This window comes from Phenylobacterium zucineum HLK1, from assembly GCF_000017265.1.
Taxonomy (GTDB): domain Bacteria; phylum Pseudomonadota; class Alphaproteobacteria; order Caulobacterales; family Caulobacteraceae; genus Phenylobacterium; species Phenylobacterium zucineum.
In genome coordinates this window covers 742,194-765,985 of record NC_011144.1, presented here as the reverse complement: position 1 = coordinate 765,985, position 23,792 = coordinate 742,194, and the positions used below count along the sequence as shown (strand labels likewise).

The 23,792-nt window shown below is 72.2% G+C and carries 17 protein-coding genes; 1 reads left to right on the top strand and 16 read right to left on the bottom strand.

The genetic code is table 11. The annotated features are described in order from the left end of the window. The first annotated feature begins 8 nt into the window (after nucleotides 1–8). On the top strand, nucleotides 9–1,766 hold the full coding sequence (locus PHZ_RS03785; RefSeq protein WP_012521260.1) for a pyridoxal phosphate-dependent decarboxylase family protein: 1,758 nt from the start codon (nucleotides 9–11) through the stop codon (nucleotides 1,764–1,766). On the opposite strand, the gene PHZ_RS03780 is transcribed toward PHZ_RS03785, so the two are convergent. From PHZ_RS03780 to PHZ_RS03705, 16 genes are read right to left on the bottom strand one after another with little or no spacing between them, the layout of a single operon-like run. After that, entirely contained in the window at nucleotides 1,763–3,658 is a 1,896-nt protein-coding gene (locus PHZ_RS03780) for a response regulator (protein WP_012521259.1), read from the bottom strand. The two genes, PHZ_RS03785 and PHZ_RS03780, sit on opposite strands and share 4 nt — an antisense overlap. Next, nucleotides 3,655–5,277, bottom strand: a complete 1,623-nt coding sequence (locus PHZ_RS03775) for a response regulator (RefSeq protein ID WP_012521258.1) — start codon at nucleotides 5,275–5,277, stop codon at nucleotides 3,655–3,657. The genes PHZ_RS03780 and PHZ_RS03775 overlap by 4 nt, the downstream gene beginning before the upstream one ends. Continuing rightward, a complete protein-coding gene (gene cheB / locus PHZ_RS03770; RefSeq protein WP_041373110.1) occupies nucleotides 5,274–6,314 on the bottom strand; it encodes a chemotaxis-specific protein-glutamate methyltransferase CheB in 1,041 nt (346 codons plus the stop codon). Before cheB ends, PHZ_RS03775 begins: the two co-directional genes overlap by 4 nt. A gap of 26 nt (nucleotides 6,315–6,340) precedes the next feature. Further along, nucleotides 6,341–8,485 (bottom strand): hybrid sensor histidine kinase/response regulator, encoded by a 2,145-nt coding sequence (locus tag PHZ_RS03765; RefSeq protein WP_012521256.1) that lies wholly within the window; start codon nucleotides 8,483–8,485, stop codon nucleotides 6,341–6,343. A gap of 9 nt (nucleotides 8,486–8,494) precedes the next feature. Then, nucleotides 8,495–10,150 (bottom strand): methyl-accepting chemotaxis protein, encoded by a 1,656-nt coding sequence (locus PHZ_RS03760; RefSeq protein WP_012521255.1) that lies wholly within the window; start codon nucleotides 10,148–10,150, stop codon nucleotides 8,495–8,497. Continuing rightward, the gene (locus PHZ_RS21475; protein WP_012521254.1) at nucleotides 10,147–10,746 is read right to left on the bottom strand and encodes a chemotaxis protein CheW; all 600 of its coding nucleotides are present in this window, start codon (nucleotides 10,744–10,746) and stop codon (nucleotides 10,147–10,149) included. Before PHZ_RS21475 ends, PHZ_RS03760 begins: the two co-directional genes overlap by 4 nt. Before the next feature lie 18 nt (nucleotides 10,747–10,764). After that, nucleotides 10,765–12,174 (bottom strand): CheR family methyltransferase, encoded by a 1,410-nt coding sequence (locus tag PHZ_RS03750; RefSeq protein WP_012521253.1) that lies wholly within the window; start codon nucleotides 12,172–12,174, stop codon nucleotides 10,765–10,767. Further along, a complete protein-coding gene (locus tag PHZ_RS03745) occupies nucleotides 12,171–12,716 on the bottom strand; it encodes a chemotaxis protein CheW (RefSeq protein WP_012521252.1) in 546 nt (181 codons plus the stop codon). Before PHZ_RS03745 ends, PHZ_RS03750 begins: the two co-directional genes overlap by 4 nt. 43 nt (nucleotides 12,717–12,759) lie before the next feature. Then, a complete protein-coding gene (locus tag PHZ_RS03740) occupies nucleotides 12,760–12,975 on the bottom strand; it encodes a hypothetical protein (protein ID WP_041373108.1) in 216 nt (71 codons plus the stop codon). Next, nucleotides 12,968–13,273, bottom strand: a complete 306-nt coding sequence (locus tag PHZ_RS03735; protein ID WP_041373107.1) for a hypothetical protein — start codon at nucleotides 13,271–13,273, stop codon at nucleotides 12,968–12,970. The genes PHZ_RS03740 and PHZ_RS03735 overlap by 8 nt, the downstream gene beginning before the upstream one ends. Beyond that, on the bottom strand, nucleotides 13,267–14,265 hold the full coding sequence (locus PHZ_RS03730) for a peptidylprolyl isomerase (RefSeq protein WP_049758127.1): 999 nt from the start codon (nucleotides 14,263–14,265) through the stop codon (nucleotides 13,267–13,269). Before PHZ_RS03730 ends, PHZ_RS03735 begins: the two co-directional genes overlap by 7 nt. After that, a complete protein-coding gene (gene narI / locus PHZ_RS03725; protein ID WP_012521250.1) occupies nucleotides 14,262–15,053 on the bottom strand; it encodes a respiratory nitrate reductase subunit gamma in 792 nt (263 codons plus the stop codon). Before narI ends, PHZ_RS03730 begins: the two co-directional genes overlap by 4 nt. A gap of 12 nt (nucleotides 15,054–15,065) precedes the next feature. Beyond that, nucleotides 15,066–15,764, bottom strand: coding sequence for a nitrate reductase molybdenum cofactor assembly chaperone (gene narJ / locus PHZ_RS03720; protein ID WP_012521249.1), 699 nt, complete (start codon nucleotides 15,762–15,764; stop codon nucleotides 15,066–15,068). Beyond that, nucleotides 15,761–17,287, bottom strand: coding sequence for a nitrate reductase subunit beta (narH, locus tag PHZ_RS03715; RefSeq protein ID WP_012521248.1), 1,527 nt, complete (start codon nucleotides 17,285–17,287; stop codon nucleotides 15,761–15,763). Before narH ends, narJ begins: the two co-directional genes overlap by 4 nt. Further along, nucleotides 17,287–21,024, bottom strand: a complete 3,738-nt coding sequence (locus PHZ_RS03710; protein ID WP_012521247.1) for a nitrate reductase subunit alpha — start codon at nucleotides 21,022–21,024, stop codon at nucleotides 17,287–17,289. The genes narH and PHZ_RS03710 overlap by 1 nt, the downstream gene beginning before the upstream one ends. After that, complete coding sequence (locus tag PHZ_RS03705) at nucleotides 21,021–23,768, bottom strand: nitrate/nitrite transporter (protein WP_012521246.1); 2,748 nt, start codon at nucleotides 23,766–23,768, stop codon at nucleotides 21,021–21,023. The genes PHZ_RS03710 and PHZ_RS03705 overlap by 4 nt, the downstream gene beginning before the upstream one ends. Nucleotides 23,769–23,792: the final 24 nt, after the last annotated feature.

The following is a 23,792-nucleotide window of genomic DNA, read 5'->3' as shown; positions in this document are numbered from 1 at the left end:
GTCGACCGATGCGATCCTCTCCCGTCCCGCCCGGCTGCTTCCTGGGCCCCAAGTCCGAGAACGCCGCCTGGCTTCGCGATCAGCTGGACGTCGTGTTCGACGCCTGGTTCGAGGGCCGCCGCCGGCGCTTCCCCGGCGACGACGCCCAGCTCGCCGCCACCGACGCCGGGACCTGCCGCCGCACCGCGGAAAGCCTGCACGCGCTGCTGGCGGCGCTGGACCAGGAGGTGCCCACCTACACCCCGCGATATCTCGGCCACATGGTGTCGGACCCCGCCCTGCCGGCCCTGCTCGGCCATGTGGCGGCCCTGCTGCACAATCCGAACAACACCTCGCGCGAGGCCGCCAAGGTCGGCACGGCGATCGAGGCCGAGGCCATCGCCATGCTGGCGCGGATGATCGGCTACGACCCGAGCGCGGCGCGCGGCCACTTCACCTCGGGCGGCACGGTCGCCAACCTTGAGGCCGTCTGGCGGGCGCGCTTCCGGCTGGACCACCGGCTGGCGCTGGGCCTGGCGCTTGCCGAGGCGGAGGGCCGGCCGCTGGACGTCTTCGCGGCGGCGCACATGACCGAGGCCCGGTTCCAGGAACGGCTGGCGGCGCTCGGCGAGGAAGCCGCCATGCGGGCGTGCAGCGGGGTGCTGAACAATCCCTACGAGATCGCCGAACGGCTGCGGCGCGCGAGCGGGCGCCCCTATCGCGGTCCGGTCATCATCGCCCCCGGCCACCGGCACTATTCCTGGATCAAGGCGGCCAACGTGTTCGGCCTGGGCGAGGCGGCCTGCTGGACGGCGCCGCTCGATGCGGACGGGCGGCTGGACGCCGAGGGCCTCATGGCCTGCATCCGCCGCGCGCGGGCCGAGCATCGGCCGATCCTGATGGTGGTCGGCGTGGCCGGCACCACCGAGCTTGGCGCGATCGACCCGGTGGACAAGGTGGCCGGGCGGCTCGAAGCGCTTCGCGAGGCTGAAGACCTCGACATCTGGCTCCACGTGGACGCGGCCTACGGCGGCTTCTTCTGCACCCTGGCGGCCGACGAGCCGCGGCTGGCGCCCGAGCGCCGCCGCGCCCTCGCCGCCATCCGGCGCGCCGACAGCGTGACGGTGGACCCGCACAAGCTGGGCTACGTGCCCTACGCCTGCGGGGCGCTCCTGGTCCGGGACTCCAGCCGCGATGCCGTGTCGAGCTTCGCCGCGCCCTACGTGGAACGCGCCGAACTCGGCGAGGCCCCTTGGACCCGGACGCTGGAGGGCTCGCGGCCGGCGACGGGCGCGGCGGCGGTCTGGATGATGGGCCGCTCGGTCGGCTTCGGGCCCGAGGGCCTGGGCGCGGTGCTGCGCGGCGCCATCGAGGGCCGCGCGGCGATCGCCGAGGCGCTGGCGCAGCTTCCGGACGTGCGCCTGCTGGAGCCCGCCGACACCAACATCCTGTGCTTCTCGATCGCGGCGGAGGGCGAGGCGCTCAGCGCCGCCAACGCCCGGACGAGCGCCGCCCACGCCTGGTTCGCGGCCTCTCCGAACCTCTCGCTGTCGCGGACCGTGCTCGGGACCGAAAGCGCCCCCGATCTCGTCCGCCGGCACGTGCGCAGCTTCCGCGGGCGGATGGAGTCGGACCGGCTGGTGCTGCTCCGCTGCGTGGTGATGAACCCGCTGTGGGGCGAGGCCGACGCGCGGGCGCGGCTCCTGCCGCAGCTCGTCTCCGAGCTCCGGTCCGCCATCGACGCCGGCGCGGAAGCAGCGGGTCGACGGGCCGCGGCGCCGGCCTAGAGCGTCAGGCCTTCCCGCGAGGCGAACTCCGTCGCGAGCGCGGCCGCAACGGCGGCTTCGAGCGTGGCGGCGGTGAACGGCTTGTGCAGCACCATGACGTCGTCGGGGGCCGCCTCGACGTCGACGTAGCCGGTGAGCAGGATCACCGGCAGGCCGGCCGCCAGCCGTCGGGCCTTCTCGACGAACTCCAGCCCGTTCATGCCGGGCATGGCGAAATCCACCACCGCGAGGTCGACCTCCCGGCCGCCCTGCAGGATCGCCAGCGCCGCCGGCCCGTCGGCGGCTTCCACCACCTCATGGCCCAGGTCCCGCAGGCTGGCGGCGGTCACCGACCGCACGCCCGGCTCGTCGTCCAGCACCAGGATGCGCGCGCGCGGTCCCCGCCGGACAGCGGCCGGCGCCGACTCCGGAAGCGGCTCGTCCGCCTCCCCGGCGCGCGGCAGGTACATGACGACCTCCGTGCCCTGCCCCGGCGTGCTGCGGATCGACAGGGTCCCGCCCGAACGCTGCGCGAAGCCGTAGACCATCGGCAGGCCCAGGCCCGTGCCCTTGCCCACCGGCTTGGTCGTGAAGAAGGGCTCCAGCACCCGTTCCAGCAGCTCGGGCGGCATCCCCTCGCCCGTGTCGGCGATGACCAGCATGACGTAGTCGCCGGCCGTAAGGCCCCGCTCCAGGTCGGCCTCCGCAGGCAGGCTGACGTTGCGCGCCGCGATGGTGATGACGCCGCCGTCCGGCATGGCGTCGCGCGCGTTGATCGCCAGGTTCAGGATCGCGACCTCGAGCTGGTCCGGCTCCACCGACGTCGGCCACAGGTCGGCGGCGATCCGCCATTCCACCTCGACGCCCCCGCCCAGCGTGCGGGACAGCAGGTCGCGCATGCCGGTCATGGCGGCGGCGACATCCACCACCGCCAGGCGGCTGTCGGTCCGGCGGCTGAAGCCCAGCAGCCGTTGGGTCAGGGATGCGCCGCGCTGCGCCGCCAGGGCGGCGTTGTCGAGGTAGCGGCGCACGGTCTCCGGATCGCGGTCCAGCCGCTTGCTCGCCAGCTCCAGGCTGCCGACGATGGCGGTCAGCAGGTTGTTGAAGTCGTGGGCCACGCCGCCGGCCAGCGTGCCCAGCGCGCGCAGCTTGTCCGACTGGCGCAGCTGCTGCTCGGCCAGGCGCTGCTCGGTGATGTCGCGCTCCATCACCACGAGCGTCTCGACCTCGCCCGCACGCCCCAGGAGCGGCACGTACTCGACCTGGATCCAGGACGGGCCCGCCGGTCCGGGCCGTTCCTCGACAACCTGCAGAGCCCGGCGCTCGGCGATCGCCTGCCGCTCCTCGGCGCGGACGACGCCGCCGAGCTCGGCCTCCGTCAGGCCGACGCAGGCCGCGGCGGCGCGGCCGAACTCGCCCGCCTTGCGCTCGTTGAGATGGACGAAGCGGCCCTGCGCGTCCTTGAACGCCACGGCGTAGGGCAGATGGTCCATCAGGCCGTGCAGCAGCGCCTGCTCCTGCCCTAGAGCGCGGCGCAGGTGGTGCTGTTCGACCGCCCCGGCCACCATGGCCTTCAGGGCGTCGGGCTCCCAGGGCTTGGGCACGTAGCCGACGATCCCGCCGCCGTTCAGGGCGGCGGTGACCGCGCTCAGGTCGGCGTAGCCGGTGAGCAGGATGGCCCCGGCGTCGCACAGCCTGCGGGCCTCGGCCAGGAACCGGTCGCCCGGCATGCCCGGCATCCGCTGGTCCGAGACGATCACCGCGGGGTCGAGGCCGCCGGCCAGGGCTTCCAGCGCCTCGGCGGGCGAGGTGAAGGCGCTGACGTCGTAGGTCGTCTCGAACAGATCCTGCAGGGCGACGAGGATGTCGGCCTCGTCGTCCACCATCATCAGCCGGGCGCGCTGGGCGGTCATGCGGCGCCTCCCGCCGGCAGGTCGATGACGAAGCGTGCGCCGCCCAGCGGCCCCTCGTCCACCGAGATCGCGCCGTCATGGGCCCGCACGACGGAAAAAGCGATCGCCAGGCCCAGACCGGTCCCGGCCCCCACCGGCTTGGTCGTGAAGAACGGATCGAAGATCCTGTCGCGGAGCTCGGGCGGCACGCCCGGGCCGGAGTCGCTGATCTCGATGCGGTAGCGGCCGTCCGCCTCGTGGGTGGCGACCTCGATGACGCCGGTCCCGCCCAGCGCGTCGGCGGCGTTCGAGACGATGTTCATCACCACCTGGTTCAGCAGAGCCGGCGAGCCGTAGAGCGCGGGGCCCGCCTCGAACCGTCGGCGGACCTCGATGTCGGCCAGCTTGGGCTTCAGCAGCGCGAGCACGGTCTCGATCGCATCCGGCACGTCCAGCAGCTGCTTCTCGGCCTCGTCCAGGCGCGAGAACTTGCGCAGGTTCAGCACCAGCGTCTGGATGCGCTGGAGCCCCAGCCGCATGGATCGCAGACGGTCCTGGGCCTTGGTCAGCGCCGGCCCGGCGGTCGCCAAGTCCGGCGCCGCCAGCGCTTCGCCCACGAGCCGCTCGACGGTGTCCTGATGGCCGAGGATGAAGGCCAGCGGATTGTTGATCTCGTGGGCGATCCCCGCGACCAGCTCGCCGAGCGAGGCCATCTTCGCCGACTGGACGAGCTGGGCCTGGGCGTCGCGCAGCTGGCGGTTGGCGGCCTGCAGGTCGGCGTTGGCGCGGGCCAGCTGGTCGGCCGCGGCGGCGCGCGCCTCGGCCGCCTGGGCGCGGCGGGCCTCGTCCTGCAGCAGCTTGCGGCGCAGCAGGGCGCGGAGGCGAACGAGCACCACGTCGTCGCTCTCGAGCGTGCGGACCACCTCGTCGGCGCCGGCCTCGAAGGCGGCCGCCAGTTCGGCCGGCTGGTCCGGCCCCGGCCCGATCACCACGATCTGGAACGGGAATCCCAGCCGCTGCCGCTGGGCGTTCAGATCGCGCGCCAGCAGCAGGCCGTCCCAGGCGGCGGCGGCGATCGGCAGGACCACGCAGTCGGTCTCCTCATCCAGGGACTGGACCGCCTCCCGCTCCGTCGAGGCTTCGACGACCTCATATCCCTCCTGATCGAGCAAGTGCCGCAGGCGCAGCCGCGCGGTCGCGCTGTCGTGGGCGAGCAGGACCCGCGCCCGGCGGAAGGCCCGCCCGCGCTCGGCCCCAGCGGCCTGCGGACGGCGCAGCAGGGCCCGGAGCCGCGCCAGCATCACCTCGACGTTGGCCGACTTCGGCAGGTAGGCGTCGACGCCGCTCTCGAGGCCCTGACGCTCCAGGTCCACCTCCCGGGCGCTGGTCAGCATCAGAACGGGAAGCGCTCGGGTGCGGCCGTTCAGGCGGATCTGGCGCGACAGCTCGCGCCCGTCCATGCCCGGCAGGTGGAAGTCCGCCACGACCAGGTCGGGCAGCTCGCCGTTCAGCCGGTCCAGGGCGGCCTCGGCGGTGGCGGCGACGTCCACCTCGAACCCCTCCTGCTCGAGCACGCCGCGCAGGGCGAGGGCCTGGGTCTCGGAGTCCTCGACCACGAGGATGCGGGGCGCCTCGCTCACGGGCGGGCCCTCTGCGCCAGATGGACGAGCCGCGGTCCGATCATGTCGAGCGGCAGGATCTCCTTGGCCGCCTTCAGCCGCACCGCCGCGGCGGGCATGCCGTAGACGACCGCGCTGCTCTGGTGCTCGGCGATGGTGTAGCCCCCGGCGCGGCGAAGTTCGAGCAGCCCCTGGGCGCCGTCTTCCCCCATGCCGGTCAGCAGCACGCCCACCGTCTGCGGCGCGGCGCTGCGCGCCAGGGATGAGAAGAGCACGTTGGCCGACGGCCGCTGGCTGGACACGGGCTCGCTGGCGACGAGCCGCATCCGCCCGCCGCCCTCGACCGACAGGTGCCGTCCGCCCGGCGCCACATAGACCCGCCCCGGCTGGGCCGTCGCCCCATCCTCGGCCAGCGCCACCGGAAGCGGCGAGAGCCCGGCCAGCCAGGTCGCGAAGCCCTCCATGAACGCCTCGCCCATGTGCTGGACGACGAAGACCGAAGCCTCCAGCGTCTTCGGCAGGCCCTCCAGCACCTTGGCCAGGGCGGGCGGTCCGCCCGTCGAGGCGGCCAGGGCCACGAAGGCCGGCCGCCGGAAGGCCGCATCGCCTCGCGGCGGGGGCGGCGGCTCGGCCGCCGCAGGTCCGGCGGCGAAGCTGCGCCGGCGGATCACCGGCACGCTGCTCATGATGAAGAGCTGGGTGGTGATGGTCTCGGCGATGCGCTCGTAGGCGGCCGAGGCGACGCCCACGGGCTTCTCCACCACGCTCAGGGCGCCGGCCCGAAGCGCGTTCATCGAGATGCTGAGCGAGCGGTCCTCGACGGAGTCGGCGATCACCACGATCGGGGTCGGGTGCTCGCTCATGATCCGGCGGGTGGCCTCGAGGCCGTCGATGCCGGGCAGCCGGATGTCCATCGAGATGACGTCGGGCTTCACCCGGCCGATCTCGGCCAGCGCCTCCTCGGCCGAGGCCACGGCGGCGGCGACCACGAACCGGGGATCGCGGCCGATCAGGTGGGCGAGGAGCTGGCGCACGACCAGAGAGTCCTCGACGATCATGACGCGGACAGGGCGCTCGGGCGACTTCACAGGATCCGTCCGATGGTGGCCAGCAGCTCGCGCTGGTCGAACTTCTGCTTGGTGATGTAGGCCTCGGCGCCCAGGTCCATGCCCCGCCGCACGTCGGTCGGGTCGTTGCGCGAGGTCATCAGGATGACCGGCAGGGCCGCAAGGCTGGCGTCGGCCTTGACCGCCTGCAGCAGCGAGAAGCCGTCCATGCGCGGCATCTCGACGTCGGCCACCACCACGTCGACGATCGCCTCGCCCGAGCGAAGGACGTGCAACGCGTCCACCCCGTCGACCGCCAGCAGCACGCGGTAGCCCTGCCCCTCCAGGATGCTCTTCTCCAGCGTGCGCGTGGTGATGGAATCGTCCACCACCAGCACGGTCCGCTGGCGCGGGCGCTCGGCCGCCCGCGAGGCCAGGCCCAGACCCGCCGCCGCCAGCCGCCGCTCGTCGCGCAGCCAGCGGTCCACCAGCCCGTCGGGATCGAGCACCATGAGCGGGGTCTCGCCTTCCAGCAGGGCCACGCCGAGGGCCAGCGGCGCATCGAGCCCCTCGCCCGGCGCGGCCTCCACCGCCATCTCCCGCACGTCCGAGAAGGCGTCGACCGCGAAGGCCACGTGCCGCTCGCCGCGCGACAGCAGCACGGCGCTCACCGTCCCGCCCGAGGCGGGGATCTCGGACTCGGCATTTCCCAGGACCGCCGCCATCGACACCACCGGGACGACAACGTCCGCCTCGCCGATTCCTATCCGGGCCGTCAGCGCCCCTTCGACGGTTTCCAGCCGATCCTGCGCCAGGCGCAGCAGCCGCACGACGCCGAAGCTCGGCAGGCCGAACGTCCCGCCGCCCGTCTCGATCAGGATCACGGTCTGGCGCGCCAGCGACAGCGGCGCCGAGACGACCACTTCGGCGCCGTAGGGCCGGCGCGCGCCGAGCCTCGCGCCGCCACCGAGGCCGCGCACCGACTGCAGCACGATCGACAGGCCCATGCCGCGTCCCGCCAGGCGGTCCACCGCCTCGGCCGACGAGACGCCCGGTTCGAACGCCAGGGCGAGGACCTCCTCCGGGCTCGGCGGCGGGGTCGCCGGGCTGCGCTTCGGAAGCAAACCCCGGTCGATCGCCGCCTGCTCGATGCGCGCCAGGTCGGGACCAGCGCCGTCGTCGTAGACTCTGGCCTGCAGGCGATCGCCCCGCGCCGAGATTTGCAGGCCCACCGCCAGCGCCTCGGGCTTGCCGGCCCGCCGGCGCGCCTCGGCAGGCTCCGCGCCGTGGCTGAGCGCATTGCGCAGCAGGTGGATGACGGGATCGCGCAGCGCCTGCAGCACCCGCCGTTCGGCGCGCACGTCCAGGCCCTCGACGCGGACGTCCACTTCGACCCCCTCCGCGCGGGCGAGCTCGCGGACCATCCGGCCCAGGTCCCCGAACACCGTGGCGGCCGGCGTCAGGGCGATGCGGTCCACCTGCTCGCGCAGCACTCCCAGGTCGGTCTGCAGGCTCCAGCTCGTGCGATGCTGCGTCTGTCCCAGGTCCGCCAGGTCGCGCGTCAGCGTCTTGAGGGCGTGCTCGAAATCGCGCGCCCGCGCCCCGTCCCGGCCTTCGCCCAGCCGCAGGCGCAGCTCGCTCCACAGCTGCTCGAGCCGGCGGCTCTCGCGGTGGAGGCGGCGAAGCTGCTGCGGCGCCGACTGTTCGGCCCGCACGTCGTTGGCCAGCTGGTGCGCGGCCTGGGCCAGCTCGCGGAGCGCCTGGGCGTCGATGCGCACATACTCGAGCCCCGCCTCACCCTCGACCGCCGAAGCCGCCGCCTCGGCGGGCGGCTCGCCCTCCGAAGGCGCCTGGTCCGGACCGTCGGGGGGGACGCCCGTACGCGCCGCCTCGGCCTCGGCCTCGATGCGGTCCAGGAGCAGGTGGATGGCGTCCAGGGTCGGACGGTCGAGCGCGCCGGCTCCCTCGCCCACCCCCGCGATCAGGTCCTCCAGCCCGTGCGCCAGCTCCTCGATGCGCGGCAGGTCCACGGCCCGGGCCGCGCCCTTCAGGCTGTGCGCGCGCCGGAACACCTCGCGCAGGTCGGCCTGCTCCGGCGCGGTCAGGGCGCGACGGATCGCTTCGAGGTGCTCGCGGTGCTCGACCTCGAAGGCGGCCAGCAGCTGGGCGCGGATGTCGGCCAAGGCCAGGCCCTAGAGCCGGTAGCGTTCGGCGAGCGCGAGCAGCTGTTGCGAGAGGCGCGTCAGGTTGGCGGCGGCCTCGTCCAGCTGGCGCGTGCCGGCGGCGGTCTGCTGGCTGGCCTGCCGGATGTTCTGCAGCGCGCTCATCACCTGCTCGATGCCGAGTTGCTGCTGGTTCGTCGAGGCGACGATCTGCTGGAACGTCTGCACGCTCTCCTGCACCCGGCCGGTGATCTCGGTGATCGTCCGGTGGGTGGTGTCGGTGCGCTCCTTGCCGGCGGCGACCCGCTTCACCGCCTCCTCGGTCAGCATCACCGAGGCGTTGATGCCCCGCTGGATGTCCCCCAGGATCGAGCGGACCTGGCCGGTGGCGTCCTTGGCCTGGTCGGCCAGCATCTTCATCTCCGAGGCGACCACCGAGAAGCTGCGGCCGTGCTCGCCCGCCGCGGCCGCCTCGATGGCGGCGTTCAGCGCCAGCAGGTGCGAGCGCTCGGAGATGTCGTTGACGGTGGCGATGATGTCGCCGATCGCCTGCGTCTTCTCGCTCAGCGCCACGATGTTCTCGGCCACGGCCTCGGCCTGGTCGCGGATGGCGTCCATCGCTCGGGTGGTCTCGTCCACGGCCCGCAGGCCCTCGGTGCTGGTCTGGGCGGTCGCCTGGGCCGAGGCGATCACCTCCTGGGCCCGCTTGCTGATCTGAGCCCCCGAGTGGGTGATCTCGTCGACCGTGGCGGCGGTCTCCTGCACCGCGGCCAGCTGCTCCTCGACCCCGGCCGCCTGCTCCTGGGTCGAGGCGCGGATCTCCGCCGTCGCCGCATTGAGGTTCTCGGTGGCGTCGCGGCTCTGGCGCGCCAGCTCCTTCAACCCGTCCACCATGGCGTTGAGGGTCGAGCCGAGCTGGCCGATCTCGTCCTTGGAGGTCGCCGCCGTCTGGCCCGCCAGGTCGCCCTGCCCGACCCGCTCCACGAACGCCATGAACGCGCTCAGCGGTCCGACGATGGAGTTGCGGATGTAGTAGGCGGCGCCGATCCCCAGCAGGACGGCGATGAACAGCCCCGTCAGCAGGATGTTGCGGCTCAGCTCGTAGGCGTCGGTCAGCCGGGCCTGGCCGGCCTCCAGCACCCCGTCCATCTCTTTCAGGATGCTCTGCATCTGGCGCTCGAAATCGCCCCGGCGGCCGGCCAGCCGCTGGCGCACGTCGGCGGCCTCGGCGAAGTCGCCGCGGGCGATCGCCGCTTCGACGGTTTCGTTGTCGGTCTTGGACGCCTGCAGGATCGGGGCGGCCGCCGCGAGGGACTCGCCGACCTTCCGCCACGCCTGCTGGCGGTCGGCGCTCAGGGCGTTGCTCTCGTACTGCCCGGCCAGGCTCCGGGCCTGCTGCAGGGCCTGTTCCACCGCGGCGCTGCGCTCGCGCCAGTCGGGGCCCTCGCCGCCGCCGACCGCCTGGCGGGCCATCCGGTCGCTGAACCCGGTTTCGGCCGCGGCCTGCATCTGCTGGCGGGAGACGCGGATTTCGCTGACCAGGCGCACGAAGCCCAGGTCCCGGGTGATGATCGTCTCCGTCTCGCGGCGGATGTCGCCGATCTGGTTCAGCGCGAGCAGCCCCACCGCGATCATCAGCACGATGACGGCGGCGAAGCCCAGGAGGATCCGGTTGGCGATGGTCACGGGGCGTGGACTCCACTGGAAGTCGAGCGGTGGGAAGTCGTGTGGGTCGGGGCCAGCAGCGCCTCGACGGAGAGCATGACGAGGATCTTGTCGGCGTGGTCCCCCGAGAGGACCCTTGCCCGGTCCTCCCCGGCGCCGTCCAGGGCCTCCACTTCGGCGGCGGCCGGCAGGTCGGCGATCCGCAGCGCCGCCCGGTGCGGCGGCCCGAGGAGCACGAGCCAGCCGCCCTGCGCCGCCTCCGCGCCGCCGGCGCCGACGAGGCGGGCCAAGTCGAAGACCGGCGCGACGCGGCCGCCGTCAGCCACGAGGCCCACGAGCGCAGGATGGCGGGCCGCCGCCGCGCCCCAGCGCGTGAACGGCTTGATGCGGGCCACCTGCTCCATCGGCAGGCCGTAGAGGTTGGCGCCGACAGCGCAGACGAGCACCCGCCGCCCGCGCGCGGCCTCGGCGCGCGTCTCGGACCGGCTCGCCAGGGCCCGCTCCCGCTCGCGCAGGATCGCGCGACGGCGCGCGGGCGAGACGCGGGCGAGGTCCGGCCCCGCTCTGTCCGGCCCCCTCTTGTCCGGCGGTGCGCGCTTGCGCGCCTTTTCAGCCATCACTACGCCCCCCGGCGCCTATTCGAGCTGGACGCGCGCCAGCTCCCGCAGTTCACCTGCGGTCAGGCCCGCCCCTTCGGGCAAACGCGCATCCCTGGTCAAGGTTCCGGCCAGCTGCGCGGCGGCGGCGACCGCGCGGCGGCCGGCCTCGCGCCGCCCGCGGGCCAGGCGCACGACGCCGAGGTGATAGTGCGCCAGCACGAAGCCGGGATCGAGGTAGGCGGCCTTGCGCAGCGAGTCCTCCGCGGACGCCAGCCGCCCCAGCGCCTGCTCGACGAGCCCCGCGTAGAAGTGGAGGACCGGGTTCTCGGGATCGGCCTCCAGCGCCTCGCGGCAGCTCAGCTCCGCGGCCCGGAAGTCGCCCACGTCGGCGCGGCGGCGCACCTCCTCCACTATGTCGCCCGACGCCGGCGCGCGGGCCGGCTCCCGCGGGGTGGCGGTCGGCGTTTGCGGCGGCTGACCCGCCAGGGGCGCGAGGGGCGCCGGCGCAAAGGCGGGCGCGGGGATCACCAGCTCGGCGGCGGGCGGCAGGACCGGCGGGGTCCAGGCCGGCGGCGGCGCGGCCGGCGTTTCGGCGTCCGGCGGACGATAGGCCACGGTGCCCGGCAGGCTGACCGCGGCCGCGAAGCGGGCGAACTCGGGATTGGGCTCGGCGTGGCCGACCAGCAGCCAGCCCTCGGGCGTCAGGCGCGCCACCAGGGCGGCGGCCACCTCGGCCATCTTGGCCGGGTGGAAGTAGATCATCACGTTGCGGCACAGGATGAGGTCGAAATCGACCAGCTCCAGCGGCGGCGAGGGCCCCAGGAGGTCTAGCAGGTTGCCGCGCTCAAAGCGCACCAGGCTGCGGTACTGCGGCCGCAGGCGCCAGGCGCCCTCCTCGGGCGTGAACCAGGCGTCCCTCTGCTCGGGGGGCAGCGAGCGCAGCGCCCAGCGGCCGAAGCGCGCCTCGCGCGCCTGGGCCAGGAAGGTCTCGTTGATGTCCGAGCCCAGGATCGTGATCCGCCAGCCGGCGAGCGCCTCGCCCAGCATCTCGTGCAGCAGGATGGCCACCGAATAGGCCTCGGCGCCGGTGGCGCAGCCGGCGCTCCAGATCCGCACCCGCCGGCTCTCGGCTCGGCGCTCGAAGATGTCGGGCAGGATGGTCCGGCGCAGCGCCTCGAACTGCTCCGGATAGCGGAAGAAGTAGGTCTCGCCGATGGTCAGCTCGGCCTCGAGCGCGGCCCATTCCGCCTCGCCGCGGTCGGGATCGGCCAGGCGCTCGAGATACTGATCCAGGCTCGGGCTGCGGGCGGCGGCCAGGCGCTTGCGCACCCGCTCCCAGAGCACCTCGTCCTTGTCCTCGTAGTAGAAGTGGCCGGTGCGCTCGATGACCTGCTGCTTCAGGCGCGCGAACGCCTCGCCCATGGGCAGCGGCGCGGGAGCCCTCAAGCGCCGGCTTGGTCCAGCTGGTCCAGCCGCGCGCGGGCGGCGGCGGCGAGGTCGTCGATGCGGCGCTGCTCCTCGACCAGCAGCAGGCGCCCGCGGTCCAGCAGGGGGACCAGCCGCTCGCCGATCACCAGATTGCCGACCAGCGCGCCGTTGACGCTCTGGTCCGGCTCCAGCGGCGCGACGCCTTCGGCCTTGGCGTCCACGTCGGTGACCCGCTCCACCAGCAGCCCCAGTTCGCCGCCGGCTTCGGACGAGGTCAGCCGCAGAACGTGGTGGTAGAGGTCGTCGGCCCGGCCGGCCTCCGGGCCGAACAGCGCATCCAGCCGCACCACCGGCAGCGGTCGCCCACCGAGGTTCAGGAACCCCGCCAGCACCGCCGGGGACCCGGCCGGCCGCTGCATCGGCGCCGTCGGCAGCACCTCGGCGACGCCGGAGGCCGACATCGCCCACTCGCCCTCGGCGGCGCGGAACAGGACGAAACGCTGAGGGGCCGCGGTCATGCCGCGGTTGAACACCATCCCGGCCGCGACGGGAAGCGGCAAGGCGTCCGGGCGACGGGCCCGGCCTCAGCCCAGGCGGCGTCACTCAAAGGATCAGCCAGATGGTCAGGAGGATCAGGCCGATGGTCACCACGGCCCAGATGACGGGCCAGACGGCCGGGCGGCCGCCCTTCACCGAGACGCTCGCCATCGGCTCGCTGCCGTGCTGGGCGTCCGAGAAACTCTCGTCGCGGGTGCGCCGCAGGTCCGGATTCAGGCCGGCCGGGGCGGTGTCGCGATCGCCAGGAACGGGCTCACCCATGGGAGGTCTCCTCATCGGCCGGCCGCGCCGCGGGAAGCAGCCGCCGGATCATGATCTCGAGGCAGGCCCGGCCGGGATCCTGCGCCGCCTGCGCCCGGCCGATCAGGGCCGTCCACTCGCCGGCGTCGGCCGAGGCCGCGAAGTCCGCCACCGCCTCCAGCACGATGTCGCGCGGCTCGACCCCCTCGTCGGCGGCGGCCCGGGCGAGGCCCGACCGCAGGTCCGGTTCAAGCGCCAGCCCGTCCAGCGCGTCGGCCGAGCGGCGGGACAGGCTGAGGACCTCGCCGAGCGTCAGCATCCGCTGCCGTCCTCGCAGGCCGCGAACCCGCCGTCCGGCGGGGCCAGGGTCACGCCCTCGACGGCCGATTTCGCCGCCAGATCGGCCACGAACTGCGAAGCGCCGATCGCCCAGGCGCGCGCCTCCAGCATGTCGCGGATGCGCCCCTCCACGATCTCGTAGGGCAGGACGCGGCCCTCGATCCGCCGCTCCAGGCGCACGACGTGCCAGCCGAACGGCGAGCGCACGGGGGCCGTGCCGGTCTCGCCGTCCGCCAGGGCCTCGATCGCCGCCTGGACGCTGTCGACCAGCTCGCCGCGGCGCACCTGGCCGAGCGAGCCGCCCTGGTGCGCGGTGGGACAGGACGAGCGGGCCGCCGCGGCCTCGGCGAACGCCTGCGGGCTGTCGCCGACGACCCCGATGAGGGCGCGGGCCTCGGCCTCGGCTTCGGACCAGTCGGCCTCGGCCTCGCCCGCCGGCTCTATGAGGATGTGCGAGGCCTCGAACAGGGTGGGCGTGACGAACTTGCCCTTCATCCCCTCGTAGACGCGCCGGCATTCCGTCTCGGAGGGCGGCTGGGGCTCGACGGCGACCTCCAGCACCTGTCGCACGAGGCTCTCCTCGTCGGTCTCGTACTGGTTCTCGCCGACCGCCTCGGGGTCGGGGCTGAGCCCCCGCCGCCGGGCCTCGGTCAGCAGCAGCTGGCGCACCACCAGGGCGCGGGCCGCGGCCGTCCAAGTCTCCATGGGATCGCCGGACGGATGGTTCTGGCTTTCCTGCGCGATCAGCCGGGAGTCTATCTCCACGCCGTCCACCCGGACGGCAGGCGTGCGGGCCGGGCGCGGCCGGGCCGCCGCGGTCGACCCGCAGCCGCATCCGCCGGCCTCGGCCGGCGGCGGCTCGGGCGCGGCCTGGGGAACGGCCTGGGAAACGGCCTCGGGAGCAGGCGGAGGCGCCGGCCGGGCGGCGCCGCGCCCGGCCGAGCGCGTGACGACGAAGCGGGCCTCGCTCACTGGAATTCCTCGGCGGCGGCGCGCTGCGGCGCCGGGCCGCCATAGGTCGGCGCCGCGCCGGCGGGGCCGTGCGACAGCGACGCGGGCTGCGGCCGGCGCACCGGTCCGCGGGTCCGCACGATCTGGTAGCCCGGCCGCAGCAGGAAGAAGAGCGGGATGCTCCAGATGTGGACCAGCCGGCTGAACGGGGTCACGAGGAACAGCGTCAGGCCCAGGATGATGTGCAGCTTGTAGACCAGGGCGGCGTCCACGATCAGGTCGGCCGCCTGCGGGTTGAAGGTGAGCAGGCCGTTGGCCCAGCCCATGAAGAGCAGCATCTCCTCGCCGTCGAGGTGCTTCATGGTCCACCAGGTGGTGGCCAGGCCCAGGGTGAGCTGCAGCCAGAGCAGCACCAGGACGGCGATGTCGGTCCAGTGCGAGCTGCGGCGGATTCGGGAGTCGAACAGCCGGCGATGCAGCAGCAGGCTGGCCCCGACCCAGGCCAGGATCCCGGCGATGCCGCCGACCACCAGCGCCGCCATCTGCTTGAAGCCGTGCTGCACGCCCAGGGCGTCGAACACGTTGATCGGCGTGAGCAGCCCCACGAAGTGGCCGCCCAGCAGCACCAGCACGCCCATGTGGAACAGGTTCGAGCCGATCAGCATCTGGCGTCGCCGCAGGAACTGGCTGGACTGCGAGCGCCAAGTGTACTGCGCCTTGTCGAAGCGGAAGATGCTGCCGACGATCAGCACCGTCACCGCCAGGTAGGGAAACCAGCCGAAGGCGAGCTGATTGATGAAGGACTCCATGACGCGGCTCCCTCAGGATGCGGCCGGCGGGGCCGGCTCGGCGGGCCGTTTCCAGGCCCGGAGTTTGGCGACGAAGCCCGTGGGCTGGGGCGCCTCGGGCCCGAAGCGCACGGGCGCCTCCTCCCAGGCGGCGTCCACCGCCTCGAAGTCGTCGGCCGCGGCGTCGGGCTGGCGGCGCAGGTCCTCCAGCGCCTCGGGGCTGGGCCGCGTGCGGGCCGCCTCCAGGAGCGCCGTGAAGACCGCCGCGTAGGGCGAGCCGCGCTTGGCCAGCCGCTCGTGAAGCGCCTGCAGCACGTGGGCCGGCTCGCGCAGCAGCTGCCGGGCCTCGCGCGGCGGCAGCAGCGAGGCGAACTCCAGGAACGCCGGCAGGTAGTCGGGCAGTTCGGCCGGGGTCATCTCGAAGCCGTGCTCGGCGTAGGTCGCCCGCAGGTCGATCATCGCCTGGCCCCGCTCCCGGCTCTCGCCGTGGACGTGCTCGAAGAGGTGCAGCGACAGCGAGCGCGTCCGGTCGAAGAGGTCCACGTAGCGCCCCTGCAGGTCGAGCAGCTCGTCCCGTTCGAAGCTGTCGAGCAGCACCGCCATCGCCGCCCGCGTCTGCGGCTTCAGCAGGGCCTCGTCGGCCAGCGCCGCGCGCAACTCGCCCGCGCCCGCCTTCAGCTCCTCGGTCGGATACGACAGCAGGAGCGAGAGAGCCTTCAGCGTCCGTCTCATGTCGGGATGTCCATGTACTTCTTGCGGGGCGTGCGGTCGCGGCGGCCGAACAGGTCGGCCTTGGTCGTGCCGTTGGTGCCTTCCCGGAACGCGAAGCCGGCGGCGCCGCGCAGCATGTAGGCGTCCTCGGTGTCCTCCCGGTGGGCGGTCGGGATGACGTAGCGGTCCTCGTAGGCCGCCAGCCCCATGTAGCGGTACATCTCCTCGATCACCGCGCCGGTCAGGCCGACCTGCTGGGCGATGCCCTCGTCGACGACGCCGTCGACCGTCTTGGCCCGCATGTAGGCCCGCATGGCCAGCATCCGCTCCAGCGCCTGGGCCACCGGCTCCTCGGCGCCGGCGGTGAGCAGGTTGGCGAGGTACCGAAGCGGGATGCGCAGCGAGCGCACGTCCGGCATGCCGTTGTTGACCGTCATCTTGCCGGCCTCGGCCGCGGACTGGATCGGCGACAGCGGCGGCACGTACCAGACCATCGGCAGGGTCCGGTACTCGGGGTGCAGCGGGAAGGCGACCTTCCACTCGCACGCCATCTTCCAGACCGGCGAGCGGGTCGCCGCCTCGATCCAGGTCTCGGGCACGCCGTCCCGGCGGGCCTGCTCCTGCACCGCCGGGTCGTTGGGGTCGAGGAACACCGACAACTGCGCGGGATAGAGGTCCTCCTCCCGCTCCACGCTCGCCGCCTCGCTGATGCGGTCGGCGTCGTAGAGGATCACGCCCAGGTAGCGGATGCGGCCGACGCAGGTCTCGGAGCACACCGTCGGCTGGCCCGCCTCGATCCGCGGGAAGCAGAAGATGCACTTCTCCGACTTACCCGACGACCAGTTGTAATAGACCTTCTTGTACGGGCATCCCGAGACGCACATCCGCCAGCCGCGGCAGCGTTCCTGGTCGATGAGGACAATGCCGTCCTCGGCCCGCTTGTAGATCGCCCCCGAGGGACATGCGGCCAGGCACGAGGGGTTCAGGCAGTGCTCGCACAGCCTGGGCAGGTACATCAGGAAGGTGTTCTCGAACTGGCCGTAGATCTCCTTCTGGACGCCCTCGAAATTGTAGTCCTGGGAGCGCTTGGAGAACTCGCCGCCGAGGTCGTCCTCCCAGTTCCCGCTCCACTCCACCTTCTTGATCACCTCGCCGGTGATCAGCGAGCGCGGCTTGGCGGTCGGCTGGGCCTGCAGCTCGGGGGCCTTCTCCAGCCACTCGTATTCGAAGGTGTAGGGCTCGTAGAAGTCGTCGATCTCGGGCAGGTCGGGGTTGGCGAAGATCTTCGCCAGGATCCGCCATTTGGCGCCGATGCGGGGCTCCAGCCGGCCATTGGGCTTGCGGACCCAGCCGCCCTTCCAGCGGGACTGGTTCTCCCAGTCCTTCGGATAGCCGACGCCCGGCTTGCTCTCGACGTTGTTGAACCAGACGTATTCGACGCCTTCGCGGTTGGTCCACACGTTCTTGCAGGTGATCGAGCAGGTGTGGCACCCGATGCACTTGTCGAGGTTCAGCACCATGCAGATTTGCGCGCGGACCTTCATCAGACCTTCGCCTCCTGCTCGACCTGGGCGGCGGCTTTGTCGAACCAGTTCAGCTGGTTCATCTTCCGCACGATGATGAACTCGTCCCGGTTGGCGCCGACGGTGCCGTAGTAGTTGAAGCCGTAGGCCAGCTGGGCGTAGCCGCCGATCATGTGGGTCGGCTTCATGTTGATGCGGGTGACCGAGTTGTGGATCCCGCCGCGCTGGCCGGTGATCTCGGAGCCCACCGTTCCCACCAGCTTCTCCTGGGCGTGGTACATGATTGCCAGGCCCTCGGGGACGCGCTGGGAGACGATCGCCCGGGCGGTGAGCGCGCCGTTGACGTTGAACGCCTCGATCCAGTCGTTGTCGCAGATCCCGGCCTTGCCGGCGTCAACCTCGCTGATCCAGACGGTCGGCCCGCCGCGGCTCAGCGAGAGCATGATCAGGTTCTCGCAGTAGGTGGAGTGGATCCCCCATTTCTGGTGCGGCGTGACGAGGTTGAGCACGATCTCGTCGTTGCCGTTGGGCAGCTTGCCGACCACCGACTGGTAAGACCGCGTCTCGACCGGCGGGCGCCAGGTGACGAGCTCCTCGCCGAAGGCCCGCATCCACGGGTGGTCCTGGTAGAGCTGCTGGCGGCCGCTGAGCGTGCGCCAGGGGATCAGCTCGTGCACATTGGTCCAGCCCGAGTTGTAGCAGACCTCCTCGGACTCGATCCCCGACCAGGTGGGCGAGGAGATGATCTTCCGCGGCTGGGCGGCCACGTCGCGGAAGCGGATCTTCTCGTCCTCCTTGCCCTCGGCCAGGTGGTGGTGCTCGCGGCCGGTGAAGGCGCTCAGCGCGTCCCAGGCCTTGATCGCCACCTGGCCGTTCGTCTCGGGAGCCAGCATCAGGATGGTCTCGCAGGCGTCGATGTCGGTCAGGACCCGCGGCCGCCCCTTCGTCGGCCCCTCGGGGACCGTGCCGTTCAGGTGGGCGAGGTCCTCGACCTCGCGCTTGGCGTCCCACACCAGCCCCTTGCTGCCGTTGCCCTTGCTCTCCAGCAGCGGGCCGATGGCGGTAAAGCGCGCGTAGGTGTTGGGATAGTCCCGCTCGACCAGGCTGACCTTCGGCATGGTCACGCCCGGGATCGGCTCGCACTCGCCCTTGCCCCAGTCCTTCACGTCGTAGGCCTGGGCCATCTCCTCGGCCGCGTCGTGCTGGATCGGCGTGAGCATCAGGTCGTGCTCGACCCCCAGCACCTCGGGGCAGACCTCGGAGAACTTCTTGGCGATCGACCGGAAGATCTCCCAGTCGGTCTTGGAGTCCCACAGAGGGTCCACGGCCGCGGTCAGCGGGTGGATGAAGGGGTGCATGTCCGAGGTGTTGAGGTCGTGCTTCTCGTACCAGGTGGACGAGGCCAGCACGATGTCGGCGTAGAGGGCGGTGGTCGACAGCCGGAAGTCGATGCTGACCATCAGGTCCATCTTCCCGGTCGGCGCCTCCTCATGCCAGACGACCTCCTCGGGCTTCTCGCCGCCCGTCTTGGCGAGGTCCTCCCCGATCACCCCGTGCAGCGATCCGACCAGGTGCTTGAGGAAGTACTCGTGGCCCTTGCCGCTCGCGCCCAGGACGTTGGAGCGCCAGAAGAAGATGTTGCGCGGCCAGTTCTGCGGGTGGTCCGGGTCGTGGCAGGCCATCTTCAGCTCGCCCGACTTCAGCGCCGCGGCGGTCCAGGCGCCGGCGTCCTCGCCCCGCTCGTGCAGCTGCCGGCCGATGTCGAGCGAGTTGGCCTGCAGCGCGGGCGTGGACGGCAGCCAGCCCATCCGCTCGGCCCGCACGTTCCAGTCGATGGCGCTCGTCGGATACGCCCCCTCGGGCGCGGTCGGCGAGAGCATGTCAGTCATGCGCAGCGTGTCGTAGCGCCACTGGTCGGTGTGGGCGTACCAGAACGAGGTCGCGTTCTGCTGCCGGACCGGGCGGATCCAGTCGAGGGCGAAGGCCAGCGGCAGCCAGCCGGTCGCCGGCCGCAGCTTCTCCTGGCCCACGTAGTGCGCCCAGCCGCCGCCGGACTGGCCCACGCAGCCGCAGAGCACCAGCATGTTGATGATGCCCCGGTAGCTCATGTCCATGTGGTACCAGTGGTTCAGCCCGGCCCCCACGATGACCATAGAGCGGCCGCGGGTCTTGGCGGCGTTCTCGGCGAACTGCTGCGCCACCGAGATGATGTGCCCGCGGGGCACGCCGGTGATCCGCTCGGCCCAGGCCGGGGTGAACGGCACGTCGTCGTCGTAGCTGCGGGCCACGTTCTCGCCGCCGAACCCGCGGTCGAGGCCGTAGTTGGCGCAGAACAGGTCGAACACCGTGGCCACCAGGGCCTCGCCGTCCTTCAGCGCAAGGCGCCGGGCCGGAACGTTCCGCGGCAGGACCTCGGGATGGTCCGTGGCCACGAAGGTCATGGGCGCGTCGCCCCCGAAGTAGGGGAAGTCCACCGAGACGATCTCGTCGTGCGCCTCGTCCAGGCTGAGGCGCAGGCGCACGTCGCGCCCCTGCCCGTCCTTCTGCTCCAGGTTCCACTTGCCCTTGTCGCCCCAGCGGAAGCCCACCGAGCCGTTGGGACAGACCGGCTGGCCGCCGGCCTCGTCGATCCCCACCGTCTTCCAGTCCGGGTTGTTGGCCTCGCCCAGGCCGTCCGCGAAGTCGGCGGCGCGCAGCATCCGGTCGGCCACGTAGCGGTCGCCGCGCTTCACGAGCCGCACGAGCAGCGGCAGGTCCGAGTACTTGCGGACATAGTCGTCGAAGTAGGGCGTGGTCTGGTCGAGGTGGAACTCGCGCAGGATCACGTGGCCCAGCGCCAGGGCCAGGGCCGCGTCGGTCCCCTGCTTGGGGTGCAGCCACAGGTCGGCGAACTTGGCCGCCTCGTTGAAGTCGGGGGCCACGACCACGCTGCGCGCCCCGCGGTAGCGGACCTCGGTGTAGAAGTGCGCGTCGGGCGAGCGGGTCATGGGGATGTTCGAACCCCAGACCATCAGGAAGCTGGAATTGTACCAGTCGGCCGACTCCGGCACGTCGGTCTGCTCGCCCCAGGTCTGCGGCGAGGACGGCGGCAGGTCGCAGTACCAGTCGTAGAAGCTCAGCGGCACGCCGCCGATCAGCGACAGGTAGCGGCTGCCCGCGGCGTAGGAGATCATCGACATGGCCGGGATCGGCGAGAAGCCGGCGACCCGGTCGGGGCCGTAGGTGCGGATGGTGTAGGCGTTGGCCGCGGCGATGATCTCGTTGGCCTCGTCCCAGCCGACCCGCACGAACCCGCCGCGCCCGCGGCGGCTGACCCAGTCCTTGCGCTTGTCGGGAGCCTCGACGATCGACTTCCAGGCGGCCACCGGCGACATCGACTTGCGCGCCTCGCGCCAGTGGCGCAGCAGCCGGCCGCGCACCAGCGGGTACTTCAGCCGTGCGCCGGAGTAGAGGTACCAGCTGTAGCTCGCCCCCCGCGGGCACCCGCGCGGCTCGTGGTTCGGCAGGTCGGGCCGGGTGCGGGGATAGTCGGTCTGCTGGGTCTCCCAGGCGACGATCCCGCCCTTGACGTAGATCTTCCACGAGCACGAGCCGGTGCAGTTCACCCCGTGCGTCGAGCGCACGATCTTGTCCGCCGCCCAGCGCTTCCGGTAGGCGTCCTCCCAGCCGCGGTCCTCCCGGACCGTCACGCCGTGCCCGTCCGAGAACGTCTCCTTCTCTCTGCGGAAATAGGTCAGGCGGTCCAGGAGATGGCTCATCGGCTTCCTTCCAGGGCTGTGGGTCCTGCGGGGGCTGCGCCTTGGCGGCGCTCGACGGCGTGCAGCAGGCCGCCGGGACGGGAGTAGATCGCGAAGGTCAGGACGGCGCAGACCGCGTAGAAGGCGAGGAAGCCCCACAGGGCCGCGTCGGCCGCCCCGGTCCCGGCGATGGACGCGCCGTAGGCCTTGGGGATGAAGAAGGCGCCGAAGGCGGCGATGGCGGAGGTGAAGCCAATCACCGCCGCCGCCTCGCGGTCGGCCTGGGCGGCGCCGGCGGCGCGTCCCACCGTCTCGCGCCAGATGGCCGGGATCATCTGGAAGGTCGAGGCGTTGCCGACGCCGCTGAAGAAGAACAGCAGCATCACCATGGCGAAGAAGCCCCAGAACGAACCGGCGTTCAGGAACCAGAGCATCCCCCCCACGGCCGCGATCATGCCGAGGAACACGAGGAAGGTGATGCGCGCCCCGCCGTACCGGTCGGCCAGCCAGCCGGTGGCCGCGCGCGAGGCCGCCCCGACCAGCGGGCCGAGGAACACGTAGCGCAGGGAATCCACGTCCGGGAAAGCGAGCCGCGCCAGCAGCGGGAAGCCCGCCGAGAAGCCGATGAACGAGCCGAAGGTGCCGGTGTAGAGCCAGCACATCAGCCAGGTGTGCCGGCGCTGGAAGATGCTGGCCTGCTCGGCGAATGAGGACTTGGCGCTGGCCAGGTCGTCCATGCCGAGCCAGGCGAGCACTGCGCCCGCGATCACGAACGGAACCCACAGGAAGCCGGCGTTCTGCATCCACAGCCGGTCGCCCTCGACGGTGGTCTGCGGCTCGCCGCCCAGGATGCCGAAGATGCTCATGGTGACGGCGACCGGCACCACGAACTGCATGACGCTGACGCCCAGGTTGCCGAGGCCGGCGTTGAGGGCCAGGGCCGAGCCCTTCTCCGCCTTCGGGAAGAAGAAGCTGATGTTGGCCATCGACGAGGCGAAGTTGCCGCCGCCCAGGCCGCACAGCAGCGCCAGGACCACGAAGATCAGGTACGGCGTCGAAGGATCCTGCACGGCGTAGCCGATGCCGAACGCCGGGATCAGCAGCGAGGCCGTCGACATCGCCGTCCAGAGCCGGCCGCCGAACACCGGCACGAGGAAGGCGTAGAAGATCCGCAGCGCCGCGCCGGAGATCCCCGGCAGCGCCGCCAGCCAGAACAGCTGGTCGGGCGTGAACTGGAATCCGACGGCCGGCAGGCGCGCGACGACCACGCTCCAGACCATCCAGACCGCGAAGGCGAGCAGCAGACAGTAGGTGGAGATCCACAGGTTGCGGCGGGCGATGCGCCGGCCGCTCGCCTGCCAGAACACGGGGTCCTCGGGCCGCCAGTCGGCGATCGCCGGCCGCCGGACGGGGACGACCTTGCCCGCGGGCTGCGGCCCCGGCGCCACGCGCGCGGCGTCGTGGATCGGCGCCATCTCCGGCAGCTCGGGAAGGGTCTCGCGCGGCGCGGTCGCCGCCGCCTCCATGCGCCGCACCGCGAAGTGCATCCAGGCGAGCGCCAGGGAAACGAGGAGGAAGAGCAGGAAGAAGCAGCTCGTCCAGACGCCGGTCAGGTCGTTGAGCACGCCGAAGACGAGCGGCAGGACGAAGCCGCCCACGCCGCCGACCATCCCGACCACCCCGCCCACTGCTCCGACGCGCTGCGGGTAGTAGACCGGGATGTGCCGGAACACGGCCGCCTTGCCCAGGCTCATGAAGAAGCCCAGCACGAAGATGGTCACGACGAACGGGACCAGCCCCATCGAGGTCGAGAACGCGATCGGGCCCTGGATGCCGTGGATCACGTAGTCGGTCGGCGGGTACGAGAGCATGAAGGTGCACAGCGCCGAGACGCCGAACGTCCAGTAGAGGACCTTGCGCGCGCCGAAGCGGTCCGAGAGGCGCCCGCCGTAGATCCGGAACAGGCTGGCCGGGATGGAGTAGAAGGCCGCCAGCATGCCCGCCGCCTTCACGTCGAGCCCGTAGACGCCGACGAGGTAGCGCGGCAGCCACAGCGCCAGGGCCACGAAGGCGCCGAAGACGAAGAAGTAGTAGAGCGAGAAGCGCCAGACCTGGACGTTGGCCAGGGGGCGCAGCTGTTCGGCGAAGGAGGCCGGCTTGACCCCTTCCGCCCGCCGGCGGGCGAGGTCCGGGTCCTCGCGGGTCGTGAACCAGAAGATCACCGCCATCACCAGGAGGGCGGCGGCCCAGAGCTGGGCGACCGTCTGCCAGCCCATGGCGACCATCACGAACGGCGCCAGGAACTTGGTGACGGCCGAGCCCACGTTGCCGGCCCCGAAGATCCCCAGCGCCGTCCCCTGCCGCTCCTGCGGGTAGAACTTGGAGACGTAGGCGACGCCCACGGCGAAGGACCCGCCCGCGATCCCCACGCCCAGGGCCGCCAGCAGCAGCTCGAGGTAGGTGTCGGCGAACGACAGCAGGAAGGTCGCGGCGGCCCCCAGGGCCATCACGATGGCGAACACCCGCCGCCCGCCGTACTGGTCGGCCCAGATGCCGAGCACGAGGCGGCTGAGCGAACCGGTCAGGATCGGGGTGCCGACGAGCAGGCCGAACTGGGTCTCGCTGAGCCCGAGTTCGTCCTTCATCCCAAGGCCGATGATGGAGAAGATCGTCCAGACGGCGAAGCAGACCGTGAACGCGGCCGTACTGACCCAAAGGGCCCGGCCTGCGCCGGGCGACGCTTCCGTCGTTGGGGTCACCGCCATCCCCGTCCCGCCTTCCCTCGATTG